Origin of the sequence: Pseudomonas pudica, assembly GCF_015680405.1 — a bacterium.
Lineage (GTDB): Bacteria > Pseudomonadota > Gammaproteobacteria > Pseudomonadales > Pseudomonadaceae > Aquipseudomonas > Aquipseudomonas pudica.
Genome location: NZ_JADLJS010000012.1, coordinates 64,946 through 87,554 on the forward strand (window position 1 = coordinate 64,946; position 22,609 = coordinate 87,554).

At 63.9% G+C, this 22,609-nt stretch carries 21 protein-coding genes; 10 read left to right on the forward strand and 11 right to left on the reverse strand.

The genetic code is table 11. From position 1 onward, the window contains the following. Window positions 1-32: 32 nt before the first annotated feature. The 5 genes from pqqB to IRZ77_RS11525 all read left to right on the forward strand — a co-directional run bounded on the left by pqqB (window position 33) and on the right by IRZ77_RS11525 (window position 5,046). Window positions 33-944 (forward strand): pyrroloquinoline quinone biosynthesis protein PqqB, encoded by a 912-nt coding sequence (pqqB, locus tag IRZ77_RS11505; protein WP_085600082.1) that lies wholly within the window; start codon window positions 33-35, stop codon window positions 942-944. A 156-nt stretch (window positions 945-1,100) separates the two neighbouring features. After that, a complete protein-coding gene (gene pqqC, locus IRZ77_RS11510; RefSeq protein WP_003255592.1) occupies window positions 1,101-1,856 on the forward strand; it encodes a pyrroloquinoline-quinone synthase PqqC in 756 nt (251 codons plus the stop codon). After that, the gene (pqqD, locus tag IRZ77_RS11515; RefSeq protein ID WP_085600078.1) at window positions 1,853-2,128 is read left to right on the forward strand and encodes a pyrroloquinoline quinone biosynthesis peptide chaperone PqqD; all 276 of its coding nucleotides are present in this window, start codon (window positions 1,853-1,855) and stop codon (window positions 2,126-2,128) included. Before pqqC ends, pqqD begins: the two co-directional genes overlap by 4 nt. Then, window positions 2,100-3,260 carry a pyrroloquinoline quinone biosynthesis protein PqqE gene (gene pqqE / locus IRZ77_RS11520; protein ID WP_108480299.1) on the forward strand — a complete coding sequence of 387 codons (1,161 nt, stop codon included), beginning with the start codon at window positions 2,100-2,102 and terminating at the stop codon, window positions 3,258-3,260. Before pqqD ends, pqqE begins: the two co-directional genes overlap by 29 nt. After that, window positions 3,226-5,046: a S9 family peptidase gene (locus tag IRZ77_RS11525; RefSeq protein WP_196173522.1), complete on the forward strand. Its 1,821-nt coding sequence runs from the start codon at window positions 3,226-3,228 to the stop codon at window positions 5,044-5,046. The genes pqqE and IRZ77_RS11525 overlap by 35 nt, the downstream gene beginning before the upstream one ends. A 32-nt stretch (window positions 5,047-5,078) precedes the next feature. On the opposite strand, the gene IRZ77_RS11530 is transcribed toward IRZ77_RS11525, so the two are convergent. Both IRZ77_RS11530 and IRZ77_RS11535 read right to left on the reverse strand, forming a co-directional pair. Then, window positions 5,079-5,237 (reverse strand): YqaE/Pmp3 family membrane protein, encoded by a 159-nt coding sequence (locus tag IRZ77_RS11530; RefSeq protein ID WP_009681539.1) that lies wholly within the window; start codon window positions 5,235-5,237, stop codon window positions 5,079-5,081. Window positions 5,238-5,389: 152 nt separating this feature from the next. Continuing rightward, window positions 5,390-6,670, reverse strand: coding sequence for an aspartate aminotransferase family protein (locus IRZ77_RS11535; protein ID WP_046614436.1), 1,281 nt, complete (start codon window positions 6,668-6,670; stop codon window positions 5,390-5,392). Between the two features lie 209 nt (window positions 6,671-6,879). On the opposite strand from IRZ77_RS11535, the gene IRZ77_RS11540 reads away from it, so the two are divergent. After that, window positions 6,880-7,803, forward strand: a complete 924-nt coding sequence (locus tag IRZ77_RS11540; RefSeq protein ID WP_046614437.1) for a LysR family transcriptional regulator — start codon at window positions 6,880-6,882, stop codon at window positions 7,801-7,803. A gap of 252 nt (window positions 7,804-8,055) precedes the next feature. On the opposite strand, the gene IRZ77_RS11545 is transcribed toward IRZ77_RS11540, so the two are convergent. The 9 genes from IRZ77_RS11545 to bioB all read right to left on the reverse strand — a co-directional run bounded on the left by IRZ77_RS11545 (window position 8,056) and on the right by bioB (window position 18,638). Then, the gene (locus IRZ77_RS11545) at window positions 8,056-9,834 is read right to left on the reverse strand and encodes an acyl-CoA dehydrogenase C-terminal domain-containing protein (protein WP_085600072.1); all 1,779 of its coding nucleotides are present in this window, start codon (window positions 9,832-9,834) and stop codon (window positions 8,056-8,058) included. Between the two features lie 123 nt (window positions 9,835-9,957). Next, on the reverse strand, window positions 9,958-11,241 hold the full coding sequence (locus IRZ77_RS11550) for a GGDEF domain-containing protein (RefSeq protein WP_046614439.1): 1,284 nt from the start codon (window positions 11,239-11,241) through the stop codon (window positions 9,958-9,960). A gap of 315 nt (window positions 11,242-11,556) precedes the next feature. Then, the gene (locus IRZ77_RS11555) at window positions 11,557-13,362 is read right to left on the reverse strand and encodes a phenylacyl-CoA dehydrogenase (protein ID WP_025337435.1); all 1,806 of its coding nucleotides are present in this window, start codon (window positions 13,360-13,362) and stop codon (window positions 11,557-11,559) included. Between the two features lie 291 nt (window positions 13,363-13,653). Continuing rightward, window positions 13,654-13,950, reverse strand: coding sequence for a hypothetical protein (locus tag IRZ77_RS11560; RefSeq protein ID WP_003258614.1), 297 nt, complete (start codon window positions 13,948-13,950; stop codon window positions 13,654-13,656). A gap of 229 nt (window positions 13,951-14,179) precedes the next feature. Beyond that, a complete protein-coding gene (gene bioD / locus IRZ77_RS11565; protein WP_046614440.1) occupies window positions 14,180-14,860 on the reverse strand; it encodes a dethiobiotin synthase in 681 nt (226 codons plus the stop codon). A 10-nt stretch (window positions 14,861-14,870) separates the two neighbouring features. Continuing rightward, window positions 14,871-15,689, reverse strand: coding sequence for a malonyl-ACP O-methyltransferase BioC (bioC, locus tag IRZ77_RS11570; RefSeq protein WP_108480301.1), 819 nt, complete (start codon window positions 15,687-15,689; stop codon window positions 14,871-14,873). Next, entirely contained in the window at window positions 15,682-16,413 is a 732-nt protein-coding gene (locus IRZ77_RS11575) for an alpha/beta fold hydrolase (protein ID WP_085600068.1), read from the reverse strand. Before IRZ77_RS11575 ends, bioC begins: the two co-directional genes overlap by 8 nt. After that, window positions 16,406-17,578, reverse strand: coding sequence for an 8-amino-7-oxononanoate synthase (gene bioF / locus IRZ77_RS11580; RefSeq protein ID WP_196173523.1), 1,173 nt, complete (start codon window positions 17,576-17,578; stop codon window positions 16,406-16,408). Before bioF ends, IRZ77_RS11575 begins: the two co-directional genes overlap by 8 nt. A gap of 1 nt (window position 17,579) precedes the next feature. Then, window positions 17,580-18,638 (reverse strand): biotin synthase BioB, encoded by a 1,059-nt coding sequence (gene bioB / locus IRZ77_RS11585; RefSeq protein ID WP_013970556.1) that lies wholly within the window; start codon window positions 18,636-18,638, stop codon window positions 17,580-17,582. 89 nt (window positions 18,639-18,727) lie between these two features. Between bioB and IRZ77_RS11590 the strand changes: the two genes are divergently transcribed. From IRZ77_RS11590 to rarD, 4 genes are all read left to right on the forward strand, one after another. After that, window positions 18,728-19,459 (forward strand): ComF family protein, encoded by a 732-nt coding sequence (locus tag IRZ77_RS11590; protein ID WP_108480304.1) that lies wholly within the window; start codon window positions 18,728-18,730, stop codon window positions 19,457-19,459. Between the two features lie 172 nt (window positions 19,460-19,631). Further along, window positions 19,632-20,396 carry a TOBE domain-containing protein gene (locus tag IRZ77_RS11595; RefSeq protein WP_196173524.1) on the forward strand — a complete coding sequence of 255 codons (765 nt, stop codon included), beginning with the start codon at window positions 19,632-19,634 and terminating at the stop codon, window positions 20,394-20,396. Window positions 20,397-20,541: 145 nt separating this feature from the next. Continuing rightward, window positions 20,542-21,516, forward strand: coding sequence for a serine/threonine protein kinase (locus IRZ77_RS11600; RefSeq protein ID WP_085600060.1), 975 nt, complete (start codon window positions 20,542-20,544; stop codon window positions 21,514-21,516). Between the two features lie 64 nt (window positions 21,517-21,580). After that, window positions 21,581-22,468 carry an EamA family transporter RarD gene (gene rarD / locus IRZ77_RS11605; RefSeq protein WP_085600058.1) on the forward strand — a complete coding sequence of 296 codons (888 nt, stop codon included), beginning with the start codon at window positions 21,581-21,583 and terminating at the stop codon, window positions 22,466-22,468. The last annotated feature ends 141 nt before the right edge of the window (window positions 22,469-22,609 follow it).

Below are 22,609 nucleotides of genomic sequence, written 5' to 3' on the forward strand. Positions count from 1 at the left end.
TTTTCGCTACGGTTTCTGCAGAGAGAGTGGCCATGTACATCCAGGTTCTCGGTTCCGCCGCCGGTGGCGGGTTTCCACAGTGGAACTGCAACTGCGACAACTGCAAGGGCTTGCGTGACGGCACCCTGCGTGCCACGCCACGCACCCAGTCGTCCATCGCCCTGTCCGACGACGGCGTGCACTGGGTGCTGTGCAATGCCTCGCCCGATATCCGCGCCCAGCTCCAGGCCTTTGCGCCGATGCAGCCGGCCCGTGCCCTGCGCGACACCGGCATCAACGCCATCATCCTGCTGGACAGCCAGATCGACCACACCACCGGCCTGCTCAGTCTGCGCGAAGGCTGCCCGCACCAGGTGTGGTGCACCGACATGGTCCACCAGGACCTGACCACCGGCTTCCCGCTGTTCAACATGCTCAGCCACTGGAACGGCGGCCTGCAGTGGAACCGCATCGAGCTGGAAGGCAGCTTCGTGATCGACGCCTGCCCCAACCTGCGCTTCACCCCGTTCCCCTTGCGCAGCGCCGCGCCGCCCTACTCGCCGCACCGCTTCGACCCGCACCCGGGCGACAACCTTGGCCTGCTGGTCGAGGACACCCGCACCGGCGGCAAGCTGTTCTACGCCCCGGGCCTGGGCCAGGTGGACGACAAGCTGCTGACGATGATGCACGGCGCCGACTGCCTGCTGGTCGATGGCACCTTGTGGGAAGATGATGAAATGCAGCGCCGTGGCGTGGGCACCCGTACCGGCCGTGAGATGGGCCACCTGGCGCAGAACGGCCCCGGCGGCATGCTGGAGGTGCTGGATGGCTTCCCGCGCCAGCGCAAGGTACTTATCCACATCAACAACACCAACCCGATCCTCGACGAAGACTCGCCCGAGCGTGCCGAAGTGCTGCGCCGGGGTGTGGAAGTGGCCTTCGATGGCATGAGTATCGAGTTGTAAAAAGGTCTGCGAGTTGACACAACCCCCTGTGGGAGCGGGCATGCCCGCGAAAAATCCGACACGGTGTATGGCACCGGCTTCGCCGGTGTTCGCGGGCACGCCCGCTCCCACAGGGGGCGAGGTGAGCCGAGACTCAGCTATACAGGAGCCAGCCGAATGAGCGACGCACTGCCAATGTCCCCTGCCGAATTCGAGCAGGCCCTGCGCGCCAAGGGCGCCTACTATCACATTCATCACCCGTACCACGTGGCGATGTACCAGGGGCGCGCCACCCGCGAACAAATCCAGGGCTGGGTGGCCAACCGCTTCTACTACCAGGTCAACATCCCGATGAAGGATGCCGCGATCCTGGCCAACTGCCCGGACCGCGAAGTGCGCCGCGAATGGATCCAGCGCCTGCTCGACCACGATGGTGCACCCGGCGAGGACGGTGGTATCGAGGCCTGGCTGCGCCTGGGCCAGGCCGTGGGCCTGGACCCTGACCAGCTGCGCTCTCAGGAACTGGTACTGCCCGGTGTGCGCTTTGCCGTGGACGCCTACGTCAACTTCGCCCGCCGGGCCAGTTGGCAGGAAGCGGCCAGCAGCTCGCTGACCGAGCTGTTCGCCCCGCAGATCCACCAGTCGCGCCTGGACAGCTGGCCGCAGCACTACCCGTGGATCGACCCGGCCGGCTACGAATACTTCCGCACCCGCCTGGGCCAGGCCCGGCGTGACGTGGAGCACGGCCTGGCGATTACCTTGCAGCACTACACCACCCGCGCGGGCCAGGAGCGTATGCTGGAGATACTGCAGTTCAAGCTGGATATTCTCTGGAGCATGCTCGACGCCATGAGCATGGCCTACGAGCTGAACCGCCCGCCCTATCACTCCGTCACCCAGGAACGTGTGTGGCACAAAGGGATCACCCTATGAGTTTCGACCGTAATCAAGTGCCGAACTGGCGCCCCGGCTACCGCTTCCAGTACGAACCGGCGCAAAAGGGCCATGTGCTGCTGTACCCAGAGGGCATGATCAAGCTCAACGACAGCGCGGCCCTGATCGGTGGCCTGATCGACGGCCAACGCGACGTTGCTGCGATCATCAGCGAACTCGAAAAACAGTTCCCCGGTGTCCCGGAAGTGGCCGATGACATCGAGCAGTTCATGGAGGTGGCCCGTGCCGAACACTGGATCGTCCTCGCCTGAGTTACCGCCCACGCCCGCAGTCGGCCTGCCGCTGTGGCTGCTGGCCGAGCTGACCTACCGCTGCCCACTGCAGTGCCCGTACTGCTCCAACCCGCTGGACTTCGCAGCCCAGGGCCAGGAACTGAGCACCGCGCAGTGGTTCAAGGTGATGGCCGAAGCTCGGGAAATGGGTGCCGCGCAAATCGGCTTTTCCGGCGGAGAACCGCTGGTACGCCAGGACCTCGCCGAACTGATCGGCGAGGCCCGCCGGCTGGGCTACTACACCAACCTGATCACCTCGGGCATCGGCCTGACCGAAGCGCGTATCGCCGAGTTCAGGAAGGCCGGCCTGGACCACATCCAGATCAGCTTCCAGGCCAGCGACGAGCAGGTCAACAACCTGCTGGCCGGCTCGAAGAAGGCCTTTGCGCAAAAGCTGGAAATGGCCCGTGCGGTGAAGGCCCATGGCTACCCGATGGTGCTCAACTTCGTCACCCACCGGCACAACATCGACAAGATCGACCGCATCATCGAGCTGTGCATCGCACTGGAAGCCGACTTCGTCGAGCTTGCCACCTGCCAGTTCTACGGCTGGGCCCACCTCAACCGGCTGGGCCTGCTGCCGACCCGCGCGCAGCTGGAACGGGCCGAACGCATCACCAACGAGTACCGGGACAGACTCAAGGCCGAGGGCAACCCGTGCAAGCTGATCTTCGTCACCCCGGACTACTACGAGGAGCGCCCCAAGGCCTGCATGAATGGCTGGGGCAGCCTGTTCCTCACCATCACCCCGGACGGCACCGCCCTGCCCTGCCACGGCGCGCGCCAGCTGCCGGTGCAGTTCCCCAATGTGCGCGACCACGACCTGCACCACATCTGGTACCACTCGTTCGGCTTCAACCGCTTCCGCGGCTATGAGTGGATGCCCGAACCCTGCCGTTCCTGCGACGAGAAGGAAAAGGACTTCGGCGGCTGCCGCTGCCAGGCCTTCATGCTCACCGGCGATGCCAGCAACGCCGATCCGGTGTGCGCCAAGTCGGCCGACCACGGCATCATCCTCAAGGCCCGCGACGAGGCTGAAAGCGCCCAGCTCACCATTGAAGAGATGACCTTCCGCAATGAACGAAACTCCCGTGTCATCGTCCGCGGCTGAGTTCAGCGCGGCCCAGGCAGTTGCCGCCGGCACCGACTTCGCCGAACTCAAGGTCAGTGCTGCGGGGCTGTTCTGGAACGAGTTTCGCCCGGCCGACGGTGCCTGTCGCATCTGGCACTGGCAGCACCAGCAGGCCCGCTGCCTGACACCTGATGGCTTCAGCGTGCGTAGCCGGGTGTACGAATACGGCGGTGGCAGTTTCTGCCTGGGTGGTGACGGGCTGCTGTTCGTCAACGAAAAGGACCAGCAGGTCTATACCCAGGCCCTGGAAGGCGCAGCACCGCGCGCCCTGACCGATGATGCCAGCTGCCGCTACGGCGATGTGCAGTGGCACGACGGCCTGGTGCTGGCGGTCGAGGAGCAGCATGGCGAACGGGTCGAGCATCGCTTGGTCGCCCTGGGTGAACAAACCCGCGAAGTGCTCGCCGAGGGGGCCGACTTCTATGCATCGCCTACGGTGAGTGCCGACGGCCAGCGCCTGGCGTGGGTCGAATGGGACCGCCCGGCACAACCTTGGACCTTCACCAGGCTGATGTGCCGCACACGTGATGCAAGTGGATGGGGGCCCGCGCAATGTGTGGCCGGCGCTGACGAATCGCTGCAGCAGCCGCGCTTCGATAGCGAAGGCCGACTCTACTGTCTGTCCGACCGCAATGGCTTCTGGCAACCCTGGGGCGAGATCAATGGCTGCTGGCAGGCCCTGCCTGCCGAGCCCGCGGACCACGCTGCGGCACCTTGGCAACTGGGCGCCAGTACCTGGTTGGCGCTGGGGCCGCAAAGCTATCTGGCCAGCTGGTTCGAAGACGGCTTCGGGCAACTGGGGCTGCGCACTGCCGATGGCCGCCTGGAGCGTTTCGCCAGCGCCTACACGCGTTTTCGCAGCCTGGCCATGGATGCCGAACACCTGTACGCGATTGCCGCCTCGCCGATCAGCCCTCCGGCGGTCATCGCCATCGCCCGCGGCAACCACGAGGTCAGCGTATTGGCTGGTGGCGCCGAAGTGCTGCCGGCAAGGCATATCAGCCTGCCGCAGTCGATCCACTACGGCAGTGACGGTCACCGCGCCCACGGTTTCTTCTACCCGGCCGCCCGCTCGCAAGGGGCCGCGCCGCTGGTGGTATTCATCCATGGCGGCCCGACTTCAGCCTGTTATCCCGTGCTCGACCCACGCATCCAGTACTGGACCCAACGCGGCTTCGCCGTCGCCGACCTCAACTACCGAGGCAGCACCGGCTATGGTCGTGAATACCGCCAGGCCCTGCACCTGCGCTGGGGTGAAAGCGATGTGGCCGATGCTTGCGCAGCGGTGGATCACCTGGCCGAACAGGGGTTGATCGACCGCCACAAGGCGTTCATCCGTGGCGGCAGCGCGGGCGGCTACACCACCCTATGTGCCCTGGCGTTCAATGATGTTTTCCGTGCCGGCGCCAGCCTGTACGGGGTCAGCGACCCGGTTGCCCTGGGCCGGGCCACCCACAAGTTCGAAGGGGACTACCTGGACTGGCTGATCGGCGACCCGCTGCAGGACACCGAGCGCTATCGCCAGCGTACACCGCTGCTGCATGCTGGGCAGATCAAGGTGCCGGTGATTTTCTTCCAGGGCGAACTGGATGCGGTGGTGGTGCCGGAGCAGACGCGGTCGATGCTGGCGGCGTTGCAGGCTAACGGGATCGAGGCTGAAGGGCACTTCTATGCCGGGGAGCGGCACGGGTTCCGCAAGGCGGAAAACCTGGCGCATGCGCTGGAAGAAGAATGGAAATTCTATTGCCGGGTGTTGGGGGGCTGAGATTCTAGGGCTGCAAAGCAGCCCCAGATGGCTTAACGCTTGGCGATGATATACACCGCATGCACGATCCCCGGAATGTACCCCAGCAAGGTCAGCAGGATATTCAGCCAGAACGCCCCGCCAAACCCCACCTGCAGGAACACGCCCAGCGGCGGCAGAATGATGGCGATGATGATGCGTATGAAGTCCATGCGAGTCTCTCCTGAAGGGGTTACATCAGAGACTAGCCGTCCGCCACAGAGGTTCAACCGGCAAAAAAAACGCCCCGGGCCGAATGAAACAGGCCAAGGGCGATGCGCAGGAACGCCAGACGGTTCGTAGAATTCTCGATGTCACCAGGCCGCTAGGCTGGCATTTCGCGGCGGGCCTGCTGCTGGGCATGCAGGCGGGCGAAGGCGCGAGCCAGGCGCAGCAGCATTTCGTCGATGTTGCCCTTGCTCACGGTGAGCGCTGGCGAAAAACGCACCACATCCGCCTGCGGTGCGTTGAGCAGCAAGCCTTCGTGCAGGGCTGCCGCCACCAGTTCGCGGGCGAGGTTTTCTTTCATCTGCAGGGCCCAGAGCAGGCCTTGCCCACGCACTTCGCCCTGGCCATAGCGCCCGGCCAGCCGGTTCAGGCCTTCACGCAGGTGGCGGCCGTTGTCCTGCACCTGGGCGAAAAAACCAGGCTCCAGCACGGTATCCAGCACGGCCAGGCCGGCGGCGCACATCAGCGCGTTGCCATGGTGGCTGCCTTCCAGTTCGCCAGGCTCGGCGCAGCATGCCGTGCCCCGGGCCAACAAGGCCGCCAGCGGTACGCCACCGCCCAGGCCCTTGCCCAGAGTGATGATGTCGGCGCGCACGCCGTAGGTTTCCTCGGCCAGCAGCGCGCCACAACGGCCGATGCCTGTCTGCACCTCGTCGAGGATCAGCAGGATGCCAAGTTCGCGACACAGCGTTTCCACACCCTTGAGGTATTCCTGCGTGGCCGGGATGACACCCGCCTCGCCCTGGATCGGCTCGAGCATGATCGCCACGGTGCGCGAGTCCACCTCGGCGTGCAGCGCCGCCAGGTCGTTGAACGGCACCTTGCTGAAGCCCGGCAGGCCGGGCTCGCAGCGGTTGCATGGCAGCGGGTCGGACGCCGACAACGCGCCCAGGCTGCGACCATGACAGGCCTGGGTGGCGGTGATGATGTGATAGGCGCCGTTGCGGTGCATCTGGCCCCACTTGCGCGCCAGCTTGATCGCGCCTTCGCAGGCTTCGGCACCGCTGTTGAGCAGGTAGGCCTGGTCGCTGCCGGTGCTCTGGCACAGGCGGTTGACCAGCCCCAGCAGGCCACGGCTGTGGAAGCCCGAGCCCGGGTTGATCAGCGCCTGGGCCTGATTGCCCAGCGCCTTCACCAGAACACTGGGGCTGTGGCCCAGGCTGTTGACTGCACCACCCTGAGTGAAGTCCAGGTAGGCATGCCCTTCGTTGTCCCACAACCAGGAGCCCTGGCCACGCACGAACACCTGTGCTGCACGTTCGGTGCTGGGCATCAGGCGCTCACGCGACAACTGCGGCGCTTCCGGCACGATCACCGGCGCACGCTTGGGCTCGGCGACGGCGGCAGGGGCCGGGCGGCGCAGGTTGAACAGGTTCATCAGGGCTCCAACCAATCACGACAGGCGCGGCCACGGTGCGGTCTGGGTGCCGCTACTCGGTATTTTGCCTTGCCTATCAAAAGTGTTTTTCATTCGGGGTAACAATCGCTTGACTGATCGCTGTAACCCGTTGGAATACGGCGATAGACTAGGCCTCACGAGGGTTTTCGACCATTTCGTTTTTCCAGCATTTTCGATAAGTGTTGCTTATGGATTTCCGCCAACTGCGTTATTTCGTCGCGGTGTATGAAGAAGGCCACGTGGGCCGCGCCGCCGAGCGCCTTTCACTGTCGCAGCCAGCGCTTTCCCAGCAGATCCGTCAGCTGGAGCACAGCCTCGACCTGAGCCTGTTCGAGCGCAGCAACAAGCGGCTGCTGCCAACTCTGGCCGCCCATACCCTGTACAACCACGCCCTGCCGCTGCTCGATGGGCTGCAGCGAGCCCACGAAGCGATGCGCAACTTCAAGGGCCAGTCGCTACGTACCTTGGCCATTGGCGTGCTGCAGACCGTGCGGCCAAGCCTGGTGCCGCAGCTGCTCGAACGGCTGCGCAGGGCACAGCCACACCTTGTGGTGCAGATCTACGAATTGTCGGGGCTGGAGATCGAACGGCGCCTGCTCAACGGCAGCCTGGATATCGGTATCAGCTACCTACCGCCACGCCAGCCAGGGCTGCATGGCCTGCTGCTGTACGAAGATGAGCTGCAGCTGGTCATCCCGTCCACCCACCCGCTGAAGGATTTCAAGAAGGTGTCCATTCGCCAGGCCGCCGAGCTGCCCATGTTGATGCTGGGCGAGGAATTCCAGATTCGCCAGATCTGGCAGGCGCAACTGGCCAGCCAAGGCCGTCGGCCGCAGGTGCAGGCAGAGATGAACAACATGGCGGGGATTCTCGACAGCCTGGCCCATACCGCACTGGCCACCATCCTGCCGGGGCGGGCCAAGGAAGCCGCCGAGGATGATCAGGGGCTGCTGTGGAAGCCGTTGAGCGAGCCACGGGTACCACTGAAGGTTGGCTTGGTGTTTCGCGATGCCCAGCGCCAGCAAGCCTCTGTGGAGCTGCTGCGCACGCTGCTGGAGGAAGAGACGGACGCCCGCCTGTTGGGCTCATCACCGCTGGATGTGCTGGGCTGAAAAAACACGCGCACAAAGAAAACCCCGCCTAAGCGGGGTTTTCCAGACTGTTTCCCTGTGACATCCGTATCGCCCCGCCATCCTGGCAGGTGTTCCTTCGTCGTCATCCGTGATCTGTCCTTTGCGCTTCCTGCGCAACGTCCATGTGGTAAGAATAGCCGTGGATCCAATCTGAGAACAGTGGTGAAACGTCACCACGTCGTGTAGGAAAAAGCTTACACGGCAGGGCCGCATTGCAGCCCCCAAAGTCTCTCAGAACTGCTCGGCATCCAGCAGGTACAACGACTCACTCCCTGCCTTCACCGAAGCCACCAGCGAATCCACCCGCGGCAGCAACCGCGCAAAGAAGAACCGCGCCGTACCCAGCTTGCCCGCATAGAACGCTTCATCCCCCTCACCCGCCTGCGCCGCCTGCGCCATCAATGCCCACATGTAGGCATAGGCGACATAACCAAACGCATGCAGGTACTCGACCGAAGCCGCGCCAATCTCGTTCGGGTTGCCCTTGGCCTGCTCAAGGACCCACTCGGTCAGCCCGTCGAGTTGATCGAGATAGTTTTCCAACGGCTTGGAAAATTCTTTCAGTTCGCTACCCGCACCAGCAATGAACTGGCGAATCTCATCGGAGAACAGCCGGTAGTACGCCCCACCACTGGCCACCACCTTGCGCCCCATCAGGTCGAGGGCCTGGATACCGTTGGTGCCTTCGTAGATCTGTGTAATGCGCACATCGCGCACCAATTGCTCCTGCCCCCACTCGCGAATGTAGCCATGCCCGCCGAACACCTGCTGACCGTGCACCGCGCACTCAAGGCCCAGGTCGGTAAGGAAGGCCTTGGCCACCGGCGTCAGCAGTGCCACCAGTTCTTCACTGCGCTTGCGCACGGCGGCGTCTTCGCTGTATTTGGCGCTATCCAGCTGCATGGCCACATAGCTGGAGAAAGCCCGGCCACCCTCGATCAGCGCCTTCATGGTCAGCAGCATGCGGCGCACATCCGGGTGGACAATGATCGGGTCAGCGGCCTTGTCCTTGGCTTGTGGCCCGGTCGGGGCGCGGCTCTGCAGGCGGTCGCGGGCGTACTCCACGGCGTTCTGGTAGGAGCGCTCGGCCGAAGCCAGGCCCTGGATACCAACGCCCAGGCGCTCGTAGTTCATCATGGTGAACATGGCCGCCAGGCCCTTGTTCGGCTCACCGACGATATAGCCGACCGCTTCGTCGAAGTTCATCACGCAAGTGGCCGAGGCCTGGATACCCATCTTGTGCTCGATCGAACCACAGGTGGCCGCGTTGCGCGCCCCCAGGCTGCCGTCTTCATTGACCAGGAACTTCGGCACCAGGAACAGCGAAATGCCTTTCGGCCCCGCCGGTGCATCCGGCAGCTTGGCCAGCACTAGGTGGATGATGTTCTCGGTCAGGTCGTGCTCGCCGCCGGTGATGAAGATCTTGGTGCCGCTGACCTTGTAGCTGCCGTCGGCCTGGGGCTCGGCCTTGGTGCGGATGATGCCCAGGTCGGTACCGGCGTGCGGCTCGGTGAGGCACATGGAACCGGCCCACACGCCGGCGTACATGTTCGGCAGGTACTTTTTCTTCAGCGCTTCACTGGCGTGGGCATTGATCGACAGGCAGGCGCCGGCAGTCAGCATCGGGTACAGGCCGAAGGACAAGCTGGAGGCGTTGACCATTTCCTCGACCTGGGCCGAGATGACCTTGGGCATGCCCATGCCGCCGAACAGCGGGTCGCCGCCCACGCCCACCCAACCGCCTTCGGCGTAGGTGTTGTAGGCCTCGGTGAAACCGGCCGGTGTACGCACCGCGCCGTTGTCCCAGTGGCAGCCCTCTTCATCTGCGGCGCGACTGAGCGGTGCAATGGATCTGGCAGTGACCTTGCCGGCTTCCTCCAGCACCGCCATGGCCGTGTCGGCATCGACAACCTCGGCCAACCCGGGCAACTGCGCCCACTGCTCAGCCACGTTGAAGACTTCATTCAGTACGAAGCGCATGTCGCGCAGGGGCGCTTTATATTCAGCCATGACAACCTCTCGCTAATCGGGTCGGGGCGGTCTCGGGGAACCGCGACACTGGGTTACAGGCAGTGTAACCGAACAACTTTTACGAGACATAGGGTCATCAACAGACCGCATAGTCAATTCTGGTCACGCTGTACGCACTGCCCCTCGCTGTGCTTGTTGCCCATGTACCATGACACAATTGCGCCCTGCGCCCTTGGCGCTGTACAGCGCCTGGTCGGCGGATTTCAGCACCGCTTCGGGGTCACGATGATCGGCCTGGCGCTCGGCCACGCCGATGCTTATGGTGACCGACACCGTACCTCCGCTGCTGCCCGCCCGTCGCTGGCGCCCGGCGGTATCGTCCTGCGGGCGGTTGTGCTGGTCTCGCAGGTGCATCACGTAGTTGGCGATCATTTCGCGCACAGCTTCCACATGCGGCACGCACTCCTCGGCAGTCTTGCCGGCAAACACCAGGGCGAATTCCTCGCCGCCATACCGGTAGGCGCGGCCACCCCCGGTGACCTTGGACAGGCGGCTGGCAACCAGGCGCAGCACCTGGTCGCCAACGTCGTGGCCGTGGGTGTCGTTGAATTTCTTGAAGTGATCGACATCGGTCATGGCGATCACATAGTTGCGCCCCAGGCGCTGCATACGCTCGTTCAGCGCACGGCGCCCAGGCAGGCCGGTCAGCTCGTCGCGGAAGGCCATCTGGTAGGCCTCGTGCGCCACCGCTGCGGCGATCATCAGCATTACCTGGCTGCACATGATGTTCAGGGTGAACGGCAGGATGAAGGTTTGCGGCAGCATCCAGAAGATACCCAGCAGGCCCATCACCTGCGCAGCGTGCAGCGGCCGTGGCGCGCGCAGGTATTGCACCACCAGCAGGATGAATACGCCGAGGAACAGCGGGTAGACCATCTGGATCAGGCTCATCCACTTGCCATGCAAGGTTGGCCAGCGGATTTCCGCCAACCAGGTCAGCAGCGCTTCGGGGTAGCTTTGCTCCAGGGCCACTGCCACGCTGCCCACGGCAAACAGCACGGCGCCGCGGGCGACCAGGTCCTGCAGCAGGTGGGTACGCTCCTGCCAGGCACCATATAGCCCGAACAGGGCGGGCAGCAGCAGGCACACAAGATGGAAGATCACCGCCGCGTCCTCGCGAACGCGGCCATGGTCACGGTAGAAGTCGGTCTGAGTGTCGAGCAGGTAGTAGGCGATGTACACCGTGAGCATCAGGAATAGCTCGCGCTGGCGACGGTACACCGCACAGTAGGCGCCCCCCAGCAGCAAAACCAAGGTTGGCAGGACATTGAACAGCGACGTGAAAAAGACACTGAGGTCTCTCACATAGGCCGCGGCGAGGCCTGCCAGCAAAAGAATCAGCGAAGGCAGGAAGTGGCTCGCGCGAACAGCGTTAAAACGAAACAAGGGTAATCTCCAACCCGGCAGATCAATGGTGGCATTGTGCCCTTACTTCATCGGCAGTGCACATGAACAGTTGAATATGCGGATGGAATGAACAGGAAATTCCGGCGTGCACGCGATCATTGTGGGAGCGGCCTTGCGTCGCGAAAGGGGCGCGAAGCGGCCCCAGCTTTTTGTATCACAGCCGAAATTGCCGGGGTTGCTACGCAACCCTTTCGCGACGCAAGGCCGCTCCCACAGGGGATAGCGTTCAGCTTTCCAGAATGTAAAAACCCGCCTGCCGGTGAAGGCAGGCGGGTTTGCTTTACAACGGCAGGATCAGTACGACAGGCCGAAGTGCTCTTCGTCCATCGCCATCAGGTTGTTGGCACCCGACAGCATGGTCGCCACGTGGGTACGGGTACGCGGCAGGATGCGCTGGAAGTAGAAGCGCGCAGTCTGCAGCTTGGCGGTGTAGAACGCTTCTTCGCTGGTGCCGGCAGCCAGTTTCTCGGCAGCCAGGCGGGCAATGTCGGCCCAGAAGTAAGCCAGGCAGGCGTAGCCGGAATACATCAGGTAATCGACCGAGGCCGCACCCACTTCTTCGCGGTCCTTCATGGCGGCCATACCGACTTTCATGGTCAGCTCACCCCATTCCTTGTTCAGCGCCGCCAGCGGTTCGACGAACTCTTTGACCGCTTCGTTGCCTTCCTGCGCCTGGCAGAACTTGTGCACGATCTTGGTAAAGCCCTTCAGCGCTTCGCCCTGGGTCATCAGCACCTTGCGGCCGAGCAGGTCCAGGGCCTGGATGCCGGTGGTGCCTTCGTACAACATGGAAATGCGGCTGTCGCGCACGTTCTGCTCCATGCCCCATTCGGCGATGAAGCCGTGGCCACCGTAGATCTGCACGCCATGGTTGGCGGCTTCGAAACCGACCTCGGTCATGAACGCCTTGGCGATCGGGGTCAGGAACGCCAGCAGGGCATCGGCCTTCTTGCGCTCTTCTTCATCCTGGCTGTACTTGACGATGTCCACCTGCTTGGCAGTGAAGTACACCATCGCGCGGTTGCCTTCGGCGAAGGCCTTCATGGTGAGCAGCATGCGGCGCACGTCCGGGTGGACGATGATCGGGTCAGCAGCCTTGTCCGGTGCTTTCGGGCCGGTCAGGGAACGCATTTGCAGGCGCTCACGAGCGTACTTCAGGCCACCCTGGAACGCTACTTCGGCATGGGCCAGGCCTTGCAGCGCGGTACCCAGGCGGGCGGTGTTCATGAAGGTGAACATGCAGTTCAGGCCTTTGTTGGCCGGGCCGATCAGGTAGCCGGTAGCGCCGTCGAAGTTCATCACGCAGGTGGCGTTGCCGTGGATACCCATCTTGTGTTCGATCGAGCCGCAGCTCACGCCGTTGCGCTCGCCCACACCGCCTTCGGCGTTGGGCAGGAACTTCGGCACGATGAACAGCGAGATGCCTTTGGTGCCAGCCGGTGCGTCCGGCAGGCGGGCCAGGACGATATGGACAATGTTGTCGGCCATGTCGTGCTCACCGGCCGAAATGAAGATCTTGGTGCCCGACACCTTGTAGCTGCCGTCGGCCTGTGGCTCGGCCTTGGTGCGCAGCATGCCCAGGTCGGTACCGCAGTGCGGCTCGGTCAGGCACATGGTGCCGGTCCACTCGCCGGATACCAGCTTGGTCAGGTAGGTGTGCTGCTGCTCGGCAGTACCGTGCGCAGAGATGGTGTTCATCGCGCCGTGCGACAGGCCCGGGTACATGCCCCACGACCAGTTCGAACCGCCGACCATTTCGCTCAGGGCCAGGCCCAGCGATTCCGGCAGGCCCTGGCCGCCGTGCTCGACGTCATGCGCCAGGCTCGGCCAGCCACCTTCAACGAACTGCTGATAGGCCTCTTTGAAGCCGGTAGGGGTTTTCACGCCCGATTCGCTCCAGGTGCAGCCTTCCTGGTCACCCACGCGGTTCAGCGGCGACAGCACCTGCTCACAGAACTTCGCGCCTTCTTCGAGGATCGCGTCGACCATGTCGGGCGTGGCGTCCTGGCAACCCGGCAGGCTCTGATAATGCGCCTCATAACCGAGCAGCTCGTCGCGAACGAAGCGGATATCACGCAAGGGGGCTTTGTAATCAGGCATTGCGATGAACCTCTAGGTGAGTTCTGTGGGGGTGACCCGCACTTGGCGGCCGTCGATCAAACAGTTGTTTGAAACTTACGTTTAGCTCCGCCTTATGTCAAGGATGGACTATGGTGCCATTTACGCCACGAAAAATGGCATTCATGCCAAGCCTTGAAAAATAAAGACGCCCCTGCGGGAGCGGGCATGCCCGCGAAAGGGTCAGGCCAGGCAGTAGAGGTACCTGATCTGACGCATTCGCGGGCACACCCGCTCCCACAGGGGCTGCGTGTAAATCGGGTGAGCGCCCTGTCAGGCGTAGGTGTCGATGATCCGGCCGAGCATTTCGTCGGATGCCTTGGCGACCTTTGCGCCCAGTTCGACTTCAAGTTTGCCCACGGCCAGCTGCACGGTGCTGGTGGCCAGGTCCATCTGCTGGCTGCGGTCGACCGCGCGCAGGCGTTCGGCCTGAAAATCGCTGGACTGGCTGGTGGCGCTACGTTCGGCGGTGGTGCTGGCGATCTGGCTGGCGGCCTGATCGACGCGGTTCTGGCCGGTCTGAATTGCGCTCAGGCCCGCGTAATAGGCGGAGCTACCGGTGATTTCCATGTCAGGACTCCATTGACGCTGGATGACGAACAGGCCCAATTAAAGCAGGCCAAAGGCGAAAAGGCCCGTTTAAATCCCTAATGGCCTGGTGCCATTTGATAGGCCTTGGGTATTCCTGCACTGGCCTCTTCGCGGGTAAACCCGCTCCCACAGGATCTCCACATTTTTTGAAACTTGTGCAGTACCTGTGGGAGCGGGTTTACCCGCGAAAGGGCCAGGCCTGCAAACGCTAGTCCAGTAGATCCAGCTGAAGGTGTTCAGCCACCATGTCGGCACTTGCCTGCTTCAATTTGGGCACCCGCCCCAGGCAAGGCGCCGGCAAACGCTCGGCCAGGCTGGCCAGGTTCTCTTCCAGGCGCGAAGTACGCGGCTCGATGATGTTCGCCACCCATCCCGCCAACTGTAGCCCGTCACGGGCAATCGCCTCGGCGCTGAGCAAGGCGTGGCTGATGCACCCCAGACGTACTCCCACCACCAGGATCACCGGCAACTTCAAGGCAATGGCCAGATCGGACAAGTTGTCTTGCCCCGACAATGGCACGCGCCAGCCACCTGCCCCCTCGATCAGGGTGAAATCGGCATTTTGTTGCAACACACTGCGCATCGCTACCAACAGCTCCGACACGGCAAGCGTCACCCCTACCTCGCGCGCTGCCACGTGGGGTGCGATAGCCGGTTCGAAGGCAAACGGGTTGACCTGCTCGTAGGGCAGCTTGATCGTGCTTTCATCGATCAGCGCCTGAGCGTCGCTGTTGCGCAAGCCTTTCGGCGTCATCGTGCAACCGGAGGCCACCGGCTTGGCCCCCAGCGTGCTCAAGCCTTGCGACCGTGCCGCATGCAACAGCCCGGCAGCGATGGTGGTCTTGCCAACATCGGTATCGGTACCGGCGATGAAATAGGCCTGACTCATCTCGCTCCCCTTACACCTGTGGCTTGCGCAACAAACCATAGACCACCTGATAGGTGGCTGGCAGCCCCTCAGGCTGGCGATACGCCTCATAAGCCTGCAGCAGGCCCTGCATGCGTGCCCGACCGGTAAGCCCGGAAGGCCGGCCAGGGTTCAGATTGTGGGCGCCGAGAGCCTTGAGTTCATGGGTCAGGCTGCGTACATCCGGGTAGTGCAGCACGTGCGGGCAGCGCTGCAGCACAAGCTGTTCGAAACCGCTGGCTGCGCACAGGCGCTGATAGTCCTCGAAACGGCGGAAGCGGTTCACATGCACCAGGCCATCCACCGCCTGCCAACTGGCGCGCAGTTCATCGAGGGTACCCACACACAGGCTGCTGAAGGCCAGCACGCCGCCCGGGCGCAGCACTCGCAGCGCTTCTGCCAGCACACTGGCGAACTGGTCGCACCACTGCACGGCCAGGCTGGTAAACACCAGGTCGACGCTGGCATCACGCAGCGGCAAACGCTCGGCGTCGCCGGCCACGTGATAGAGCGCCCCGCCCTGTTCGTTGCGAGCATGGCACAACATGCCCTCGGCGATATCCACCGCCACGCCGCTGGCTTGGGTGAAACGCTCGGCCAGCGCCCGGCTGAAATGACCGGTGCCGCTGCCCAGGTCCAGCCAGCGCGACGGCTGCAGGCCCTCCGGCAACAGCTCCAGCAAGCTCGACCCCACCGCACGCTGCAAGGCTGCCACGCTGTCGTAGCTGGCTGCGGCGCGGGAGAACGAGGCCGCTACCTGGCGCTTGTCGGGCAGCGCTCCGGGCGGGGTCGGACGGGAAAGGTCAGTCATCGCCACTCTCATGCAGGAAACTCTTGATGCCCGCCGCCAGTTCCTGCGGGTACTCCAGCAGGAAGGCGTGGGAACTGTCTTCGACCAGGCCCACTTCCACATCGGGCAGCAGCTCGCTCAGCGCTTTCGCCGCATCTGCTGGTACCAGCGCATCGCTGCCGGCGAACAGGTGCAGCTGCGGGCCACCGTAGGCCTCCAGAGCTTCGCGGGTATCCAGCTTGGCCAGTACCTCGAGGCCGGTGGCCAGGTACAGTGGGTCGGTGTCCGGCACGCCGACACCCAGCTGACGCAGCAGGGTACGCGGCTGCTGGGCACCATCGCTGCACAAGGTACGGAAGCGCTTCAGGGTGACCTGGGTATGGCTGCGACAGCCGTCGAGGAAGGTGACGAAAGTGTCTTTGGCCATGCCGTGGGGCCAGTCCGGGCGAGCCACGAAACTGGGGTTGCTGGCCAAGGTCAGCAGGCCGCAGCAATGGTCACCACGCTTGTGCGCCAACGCGCTGGCCAGCATGCCGCCGAACGACCAGCCGCCCAGCCAGACATCGCTCGGCAGCTTGCGGTCGAGGTGGTCGACCCAGGCCTGCACATCGCTGTGGGCCAGTTCCGGCAATGGCATCAGCTCTACCTGCAGGCGGGCGTCCTGGGCACGCAGACTGGCGGCCAGCGGCTCCAGGGAAGCAGTGCCCAGGCCCCAGCCGGGCAACAGTACAAGTCGATTACGCATCGGCGCTCTCCAACTGTGGATAACACTCGGCCAATGCATTCAACAATAGCTGCACCTGCGCCTCGCTGTGCGCGGCGCTCAATGTCACCCGCAGGCGTGCGCTGCCCGCCGGCACAGTGGGCGGGCGGATGGCCGTCACCAGCAAGCCGCGCTCGCGCAGCATGCGTGACAGGCGCAGGGCCTGCGCGCTGTCACCGATGACGATCGGCTGAATCGGTGTCGGGCTGTCCATCAGCTGCAGTCCAATCTGCTGCGCACCTTCACGGAACTGATGGATCAGCGCGGCAAGGTGCTCGCGGCGCCAGGTCTCGCGACGCAGAAGTTCCAGGCTTTTGAGGGTGGCGCAAGCCAGCGCCGGTGGCTGGCTGGTGGTGTAGATGTACGGGCGTGCGAACTGCACCAGCGCCTCGATCAGCTCTTCGCTGCCGGCCACAAAGGCGCCGGCGGTCCCACAGGCCTTGCCCAGCGTACCGATCAACACCGGCACACCTTCAACGCCCAGATCGAAGTGCTCGACTATACCGCCGCCCTGAGTGCCCAAGGTGCCCAGGCCATGGGCGTCGTCGACCATCAGCCAGGCACCGCGCGCGCGCGCGACATCGGCCAGCGCCGGCAGGTCGGCCAGGTCGCCGTCCATGCTGAACACGCCATCGGTCACTACCAGGGTATTGCCGACGGCCTTGTCCAGGCGGCTGGCCAGGCTGGCCGGGTCGTTGTGCAGGTAGCGGTTGAAACGGGCACCGCTGAGCAACCCGCCATCCAGCAGCGAAGCATGGTTCAGGCGGTCCTGCAGCACCGTGTCACCCTGCCCCACCAGTGCGGTGATGGCGCCCAGGTTGGCCATGTAGCCTGTGGAGAACAGCAGCGCGCGCGGTCGCCCGGTAAGTTCGGCCAAGGCCTCTTCCACCTGGTGGTGCGGCGTACTGTGACCGATAACCAGGTGCGAGGCACCGCCACCGACACCCCAGCGCTCGGCGCCGGCCTGCCAGGCAGCAATCACCTCGGGGTGGTTGGCCAGGCCCAGGTAGTCATTGCTGCAGAAGGCCAGCAAGCGCTGGCCATCGACGACCACTTCCGGCCCCTGCGGGCTTTCCAGCAGTGGCCGCTGCCGATACAGGTCTGCGGCGCGCCGTTCGGCCAGGCGCGCCGCCAGGTCGAAGGCCATTTCAGGCTGTCGCGGCGTTGTAGAACATCTCGCTGCTGCGCTGCTCGACCAGCGCCTGCTCGATAGCCGCCTGGTGCACTTCGTCGGCGTGCTCTTCACGCGCTTCGGGCTTGATACCCAGGCGTGCGAACAGTTGCATGTCCTTGTCGGCCTGCGGGTTGGCGGTGGTCAGCAGTTTTTCGCCGTAGAAGATCGAGTTGGCGCCGGCCATGAAGGCCAGGGCCTGCATCTGCTCGTTCATCTGCTCGCGGCCGGCGGACAGGCGCACGTGCGACTTGGGCATGAGAATACGGGCCACGGCCAGCATGCGGATGAAGTCGAACGGGTCGACGTCCTCTTCCTCGGCCAGCGGCGTGCCAGCCACCTTGACCAGCATGTTGATCGGTACCGATTCCGGGTGCTCGGGCAGGTTGGCCAGCTGGATCAGCAGGCCCGCGCGGTCGTCCAGCGACTCACCCATGCCGAGAATGCCGCCAGAGCAGATCTTCATCCCGGCATCACGCACGTAGGCCAAGGTCTGCAGTCGCTCGCTGTAGGTGCGGGTGGTGATGATACTGCCGTAGAACTCCGGCGAGGTGTCGAGGTTGTGGTTGTAGTAGTCCAGGCCGGCCTGCGCCAGGGCCTTGGTCTGCTCCTGGTCGAGCTTGCCGAGGGTCATGCAGGTTTCCAGGCCCATGGCCTTGACGCCTTTGACCATCTCCAACACATAGGGCATGTCTTTGGCCGAAGGGTGCTTCCACGCCGCGCCCATGCAGAAGCGGGTAGAACCGATGGCTTTGGCGCGGGCGGCTTCTTCCAGCACCTTCTGCACTTCCATCAGCTTCTGTTTTTCCAGCCCGGTGTTGTAGTGGCCGGACTGTGGACAATATTTGCAATCTTCCGGGCAGGCGCCGGTCTTGATCGACAGCAGGGTCGAAACCTGCACGCGGTTCGGGTCGAAATGCGCGCGGTGCACAGTCTGCGCCTGGAACAGCAGGTCATTGAACGGTTGCTGGAACAGCGCCTTGACCTCGGCCAGGGACCAGTCGTGACGTGTTGTTGCAGTTGTGCTGGCGCTCATTGGTGTTTCCTTGTTTAGGCTGAAGCAGGCGCCGGGACAGGAAAGCCCACCAGCGCATCACGGATAGCTCGCATAGTCATGGAAGGCCTATGAACTGTCAACCACACTGGAAAAGACTGGTTTACAAGTGTTCACTTATTAATCAGATGTGTTTGTTGTGTGATGAACCAGCCGAGCAGGCCTACCCGCTGTGCGTCGCCTGCGAGCAGGAACTGCCTTGGCTGGGCGATCAGTGCCTGCGCTGCGCCCTGCCATTGGCGATGGCCGGCCTGACCTGCGCCCAGTGCCAGCGCCGCGCACCGGCCTTCGAGCAGGTGGTTGCACTGTGGCATTTCGGCTTTCCAGTGGACACGCTGATCAGCCGTTTCAAGCACAACCGCCAGTGGCCCCTGGGGCGACTGATGGCCGAATTGTTCGGGCATGGGCTTCTGCACCGCTTTACCGAAGGGCTGCCGCGCCCCGACCTGTTGTTGCCTGTACCCTTGTCCAAACGTCGACTACGGGAGCGGGGGTTCAACCAGGCGGGGATGCTCGGGCGCTGGCTGTCGTCGCATGCGGGGGTACGTTGCGACGAGCGGCTACTGCTGCGTACACGGGAGACACCTGCACAGCAACAACTGGACGCCAAGGCCAGGCGACACAATCTGCGCCAGGCGTTTGCGGTAACAGGCAAACTGACGGGCAAGCATGTCGCCATTGTCGATGACGTGTTGACCACCGGTGCTACCGCGCAGGCGGTTGCCGAAGTGCTGCGCAAGGCCGGTGCGCGGCGGGTGGATGTGTATTGCCTGGCGCGTACGCCCAAGCCTGGGTATGTATGAACAAGCGCGGATCGCCCAGTGCAGGAGCGGGCTTGTGTCGCAATCGGGCTGCGCAGCAGCCCCAGCAATATTTGCCAAGGCGTGAATCGTGGGGCCGCTTCGCGCCCCTTTCGCGACACAACGCCGCTCCTACACACTATCCAGCCTCAGGCCCCCACAAGACCAAATGCCCATGCCCCTGCCCCCACACCTAACCCAGCACATCGCCCGCCGCCCCCAGCGTATCGCGCTGCTGCAGCACATTGCCGAAGAGGGTTCGATCACCCGCGCCGCCAAGGCTGCGGGCGTCAGCTACAAGGCCGCCTGGGACGCCATCGACGAGCTCAACAACCTGGCCAGCCAGCCCCTCGTCGAGCGCAGTACCGGCGGGCGTGGTGGCGGTGGTGCCCGTCTGTCGCCGGAAGGCCAGCGGGTTCTGCGCCTTTATAAGAGGCTGCAGGCCCTTCAGGCGCAAATCCTCGAAGCGGCCGAGGAGTCGAGCGACCTCGACCTGCTTGGCCGGTTGATGCTACGTACCAGCGCGCGCAACCAGTTGCAGGGCCAAGTCAGCGGCCTGCGCCGCGAGGGACGGCATGATCAAGTCAGCCTGGCGTTGGGCGGAGGGTTGGAGATCGAGGCGCTGATCACCCACGACAGCACCGCACGGCTGGAGCTGACGCTGGGGACGACGGTAGTGGCGCTGCTCAAGGCAGGGTGGGTGAGGTTGCTGGGCGACGAGGAAGAGGCCGAAGCGGGTAGCAATTGCCTGCAGGCGACAGTGGAGGAGGTACTGGCGGAGGCTGATGGGCCTGCTGAGGTCCGGTTGGCGTTGGGGAATGGCCAGACGTTGTGTGCGTTTGCCGAGACGGATTGGTTGGCTGGGCAGCGGGTGGCAGCAGGCAGTTTGGTGCGGGTTCAATTTCATCCCTCTTATGTATTGCTTGGGATTCCCGCATAGCCTGGCCGCGCTTTGCGCTGTTCGCGGGCTTGCCCGCTCCCACAGGGACCGCGCAGCCGCCAGGGAAACGATGCACCCGCGAAGAGGCCGGTACAGGCATAACGCGCTACCATGGCCCCCACGCCGCCTACCCCCCGGAGCCACCATGTCCCACCCCTTCGACACCCTCACCCCCGACCTGGTCCTGGACGCCGTGGAAAGCCTGGGCTTTCTCAGCGATGCCCGGGTGCTGGCGCTGAACAGCTACGAAAACCGCGTCTACCAGGTGGGCATCGAGGGCGCGCAACCGCTGATCGCCAAGTTCTACCGCCCAGGCCGCTGGAGCGACGCGGCCATCCTCGAAGAGCACAGCTTCACCGCCGAACTGGCCGACTGCGAAGTGCCGGTGGTCGCCCCGCAGCAGCACGACGGCCGCACCCTGTTCGAACACCAGGGCTTTCGCTTCACCCTGTTCCCCCGCCGCGGCGGCCACGCGCCAGAGCCGGGCAACCTCGACCAGCTCTACCGCCTCGGCCAGTTGCTCGGCCGCCTGCACGCCGTGGGCGCCAGCAAACCGTTCGAGCACCGCGAAGCGCTGGCTGTGGACAACTTCGGCCATGCATCGCTGAATACCCTGCTGGAAGGCGACTTCGTCCCTCGCGAACTGCTGCCAGCGTTCGAATCGGTGGCACGCGACCTGCTCAAGCGGGTGGAGGACATCTATGCCCGCACGCCACACCAGCTCATCCGCCTGCATGGTGACCTGCACCCCGGCAACCTGATGCACCGGGACGAGGTGTACTACGTGGTCGACCTCGACGACTGCCGCATGGGCCCGGCGGTGCAGGACTTGTGGATGATGCTGGCCGGCAGCCGCGAGGAGCGCCTGGGGCAACTGGCCGAACTGATCGACGGCTATAACGAGTTCCACGATTTCGACCCGCGCGAGCTGGCCCTGATCGAGCCCCTGCGCGCCTTGCGCCAGCTGCACTACAGCGCCTGGCTGGCGCGGCGCTGGGACGACCCGGCATTCCCGCCCAGCTTCCCCTGGTTCGGCCAGCCACGCTACTGGGGAGACCAGATTCTCGCCCTGCGCGAACAAATGGCAGCACTGGATGAAGCACCGCTGAAATTGTTCTAGAAGCGCGCCCGCCTCTGTCTACAATAGGCGTCGCTTTATTTAGCTACCTAAGCAAGGATTCTGCATGCACGCCGCAAACCCGCGTCGCGGGTACCTACTGGGCCTCAGCGCCTACATCATCTGGGGGCTGTTCCCCCTGTACTTCAAGGCAATCCAGAGCGTCCCGGCGGTGGAGATCATCGTCCACCGCGTGCTCTGGTCGGCACTGTTCGGCTCGCTGCTGCTACTGGTGTGGAAACACCCCGGCTGGTGGCGTGAACTGCGTGACAACCCGCGCCGGCTGGGCATTCTGGCCCTGAGCGGGGCGCTTATCGCAGGCAACTGGCTGACCTACGTATGGTCGGTGAACAACGGGCGCATGCTCGAGGCCAGCCTGGGTTACTACATCAACCCACTGATCAATGTGCTGCTGGGCATGCTGATTCTCGGCGAGCGCCTGCGCCGCCTGCAGTGGCTGGCGGTGGCCATGGCCGCCGTGGGGGTGGCCCAGCAGGTGTGGCAGGTGGGCAGCCTGCCGTGGGTGTCGCTGGTGCTGGCGCTGAGCTTCGGCTTCTATGGGCTGATTCGCAAACAGGCACCGGTGGCGGCATTGCCTGGCCTGGTGGTGGAAACCTGGATGCTGGTACCGCTGGCACTAGGCTGGCTGTTGCTGCACCCGGCGGCGACAAGCGCCCAGGGCGCGTTCTACACCAGCAGCGAAGCGTTGTGGCTGATGGCCGCGGGGCCGGTGACACTGGTGCCGTTGGTGTGCTTCAACGCTGCCGCGCGGCACTTGCCGTATACCACGCTGGGCTTCCTGCAGTACCTGGCGCCGACCCTGGTGCTGCTGCAGGCGGTGCTGCTGTTCGATGAGCACTTGTCGTCGAGTAACTTGGTGGCGTTCATGTTCATCTGGGCGGGTTTGGCGATTTACAGCTTCGATGCGTGGTTCAGTTTGCGCAAGCGCAGCTGATCAAAAAATAACCACAACTCTGCGGGCCTTGTGATTCGTGGCCTGCAGAGACATCTCCAAAGGTTATCCACACCCTCGTCCCCGTGCTTTGTGCACAAGCTGCTGATTTTTGAGTGTTTTTTGAGCAAAGCCGTGGAAGGC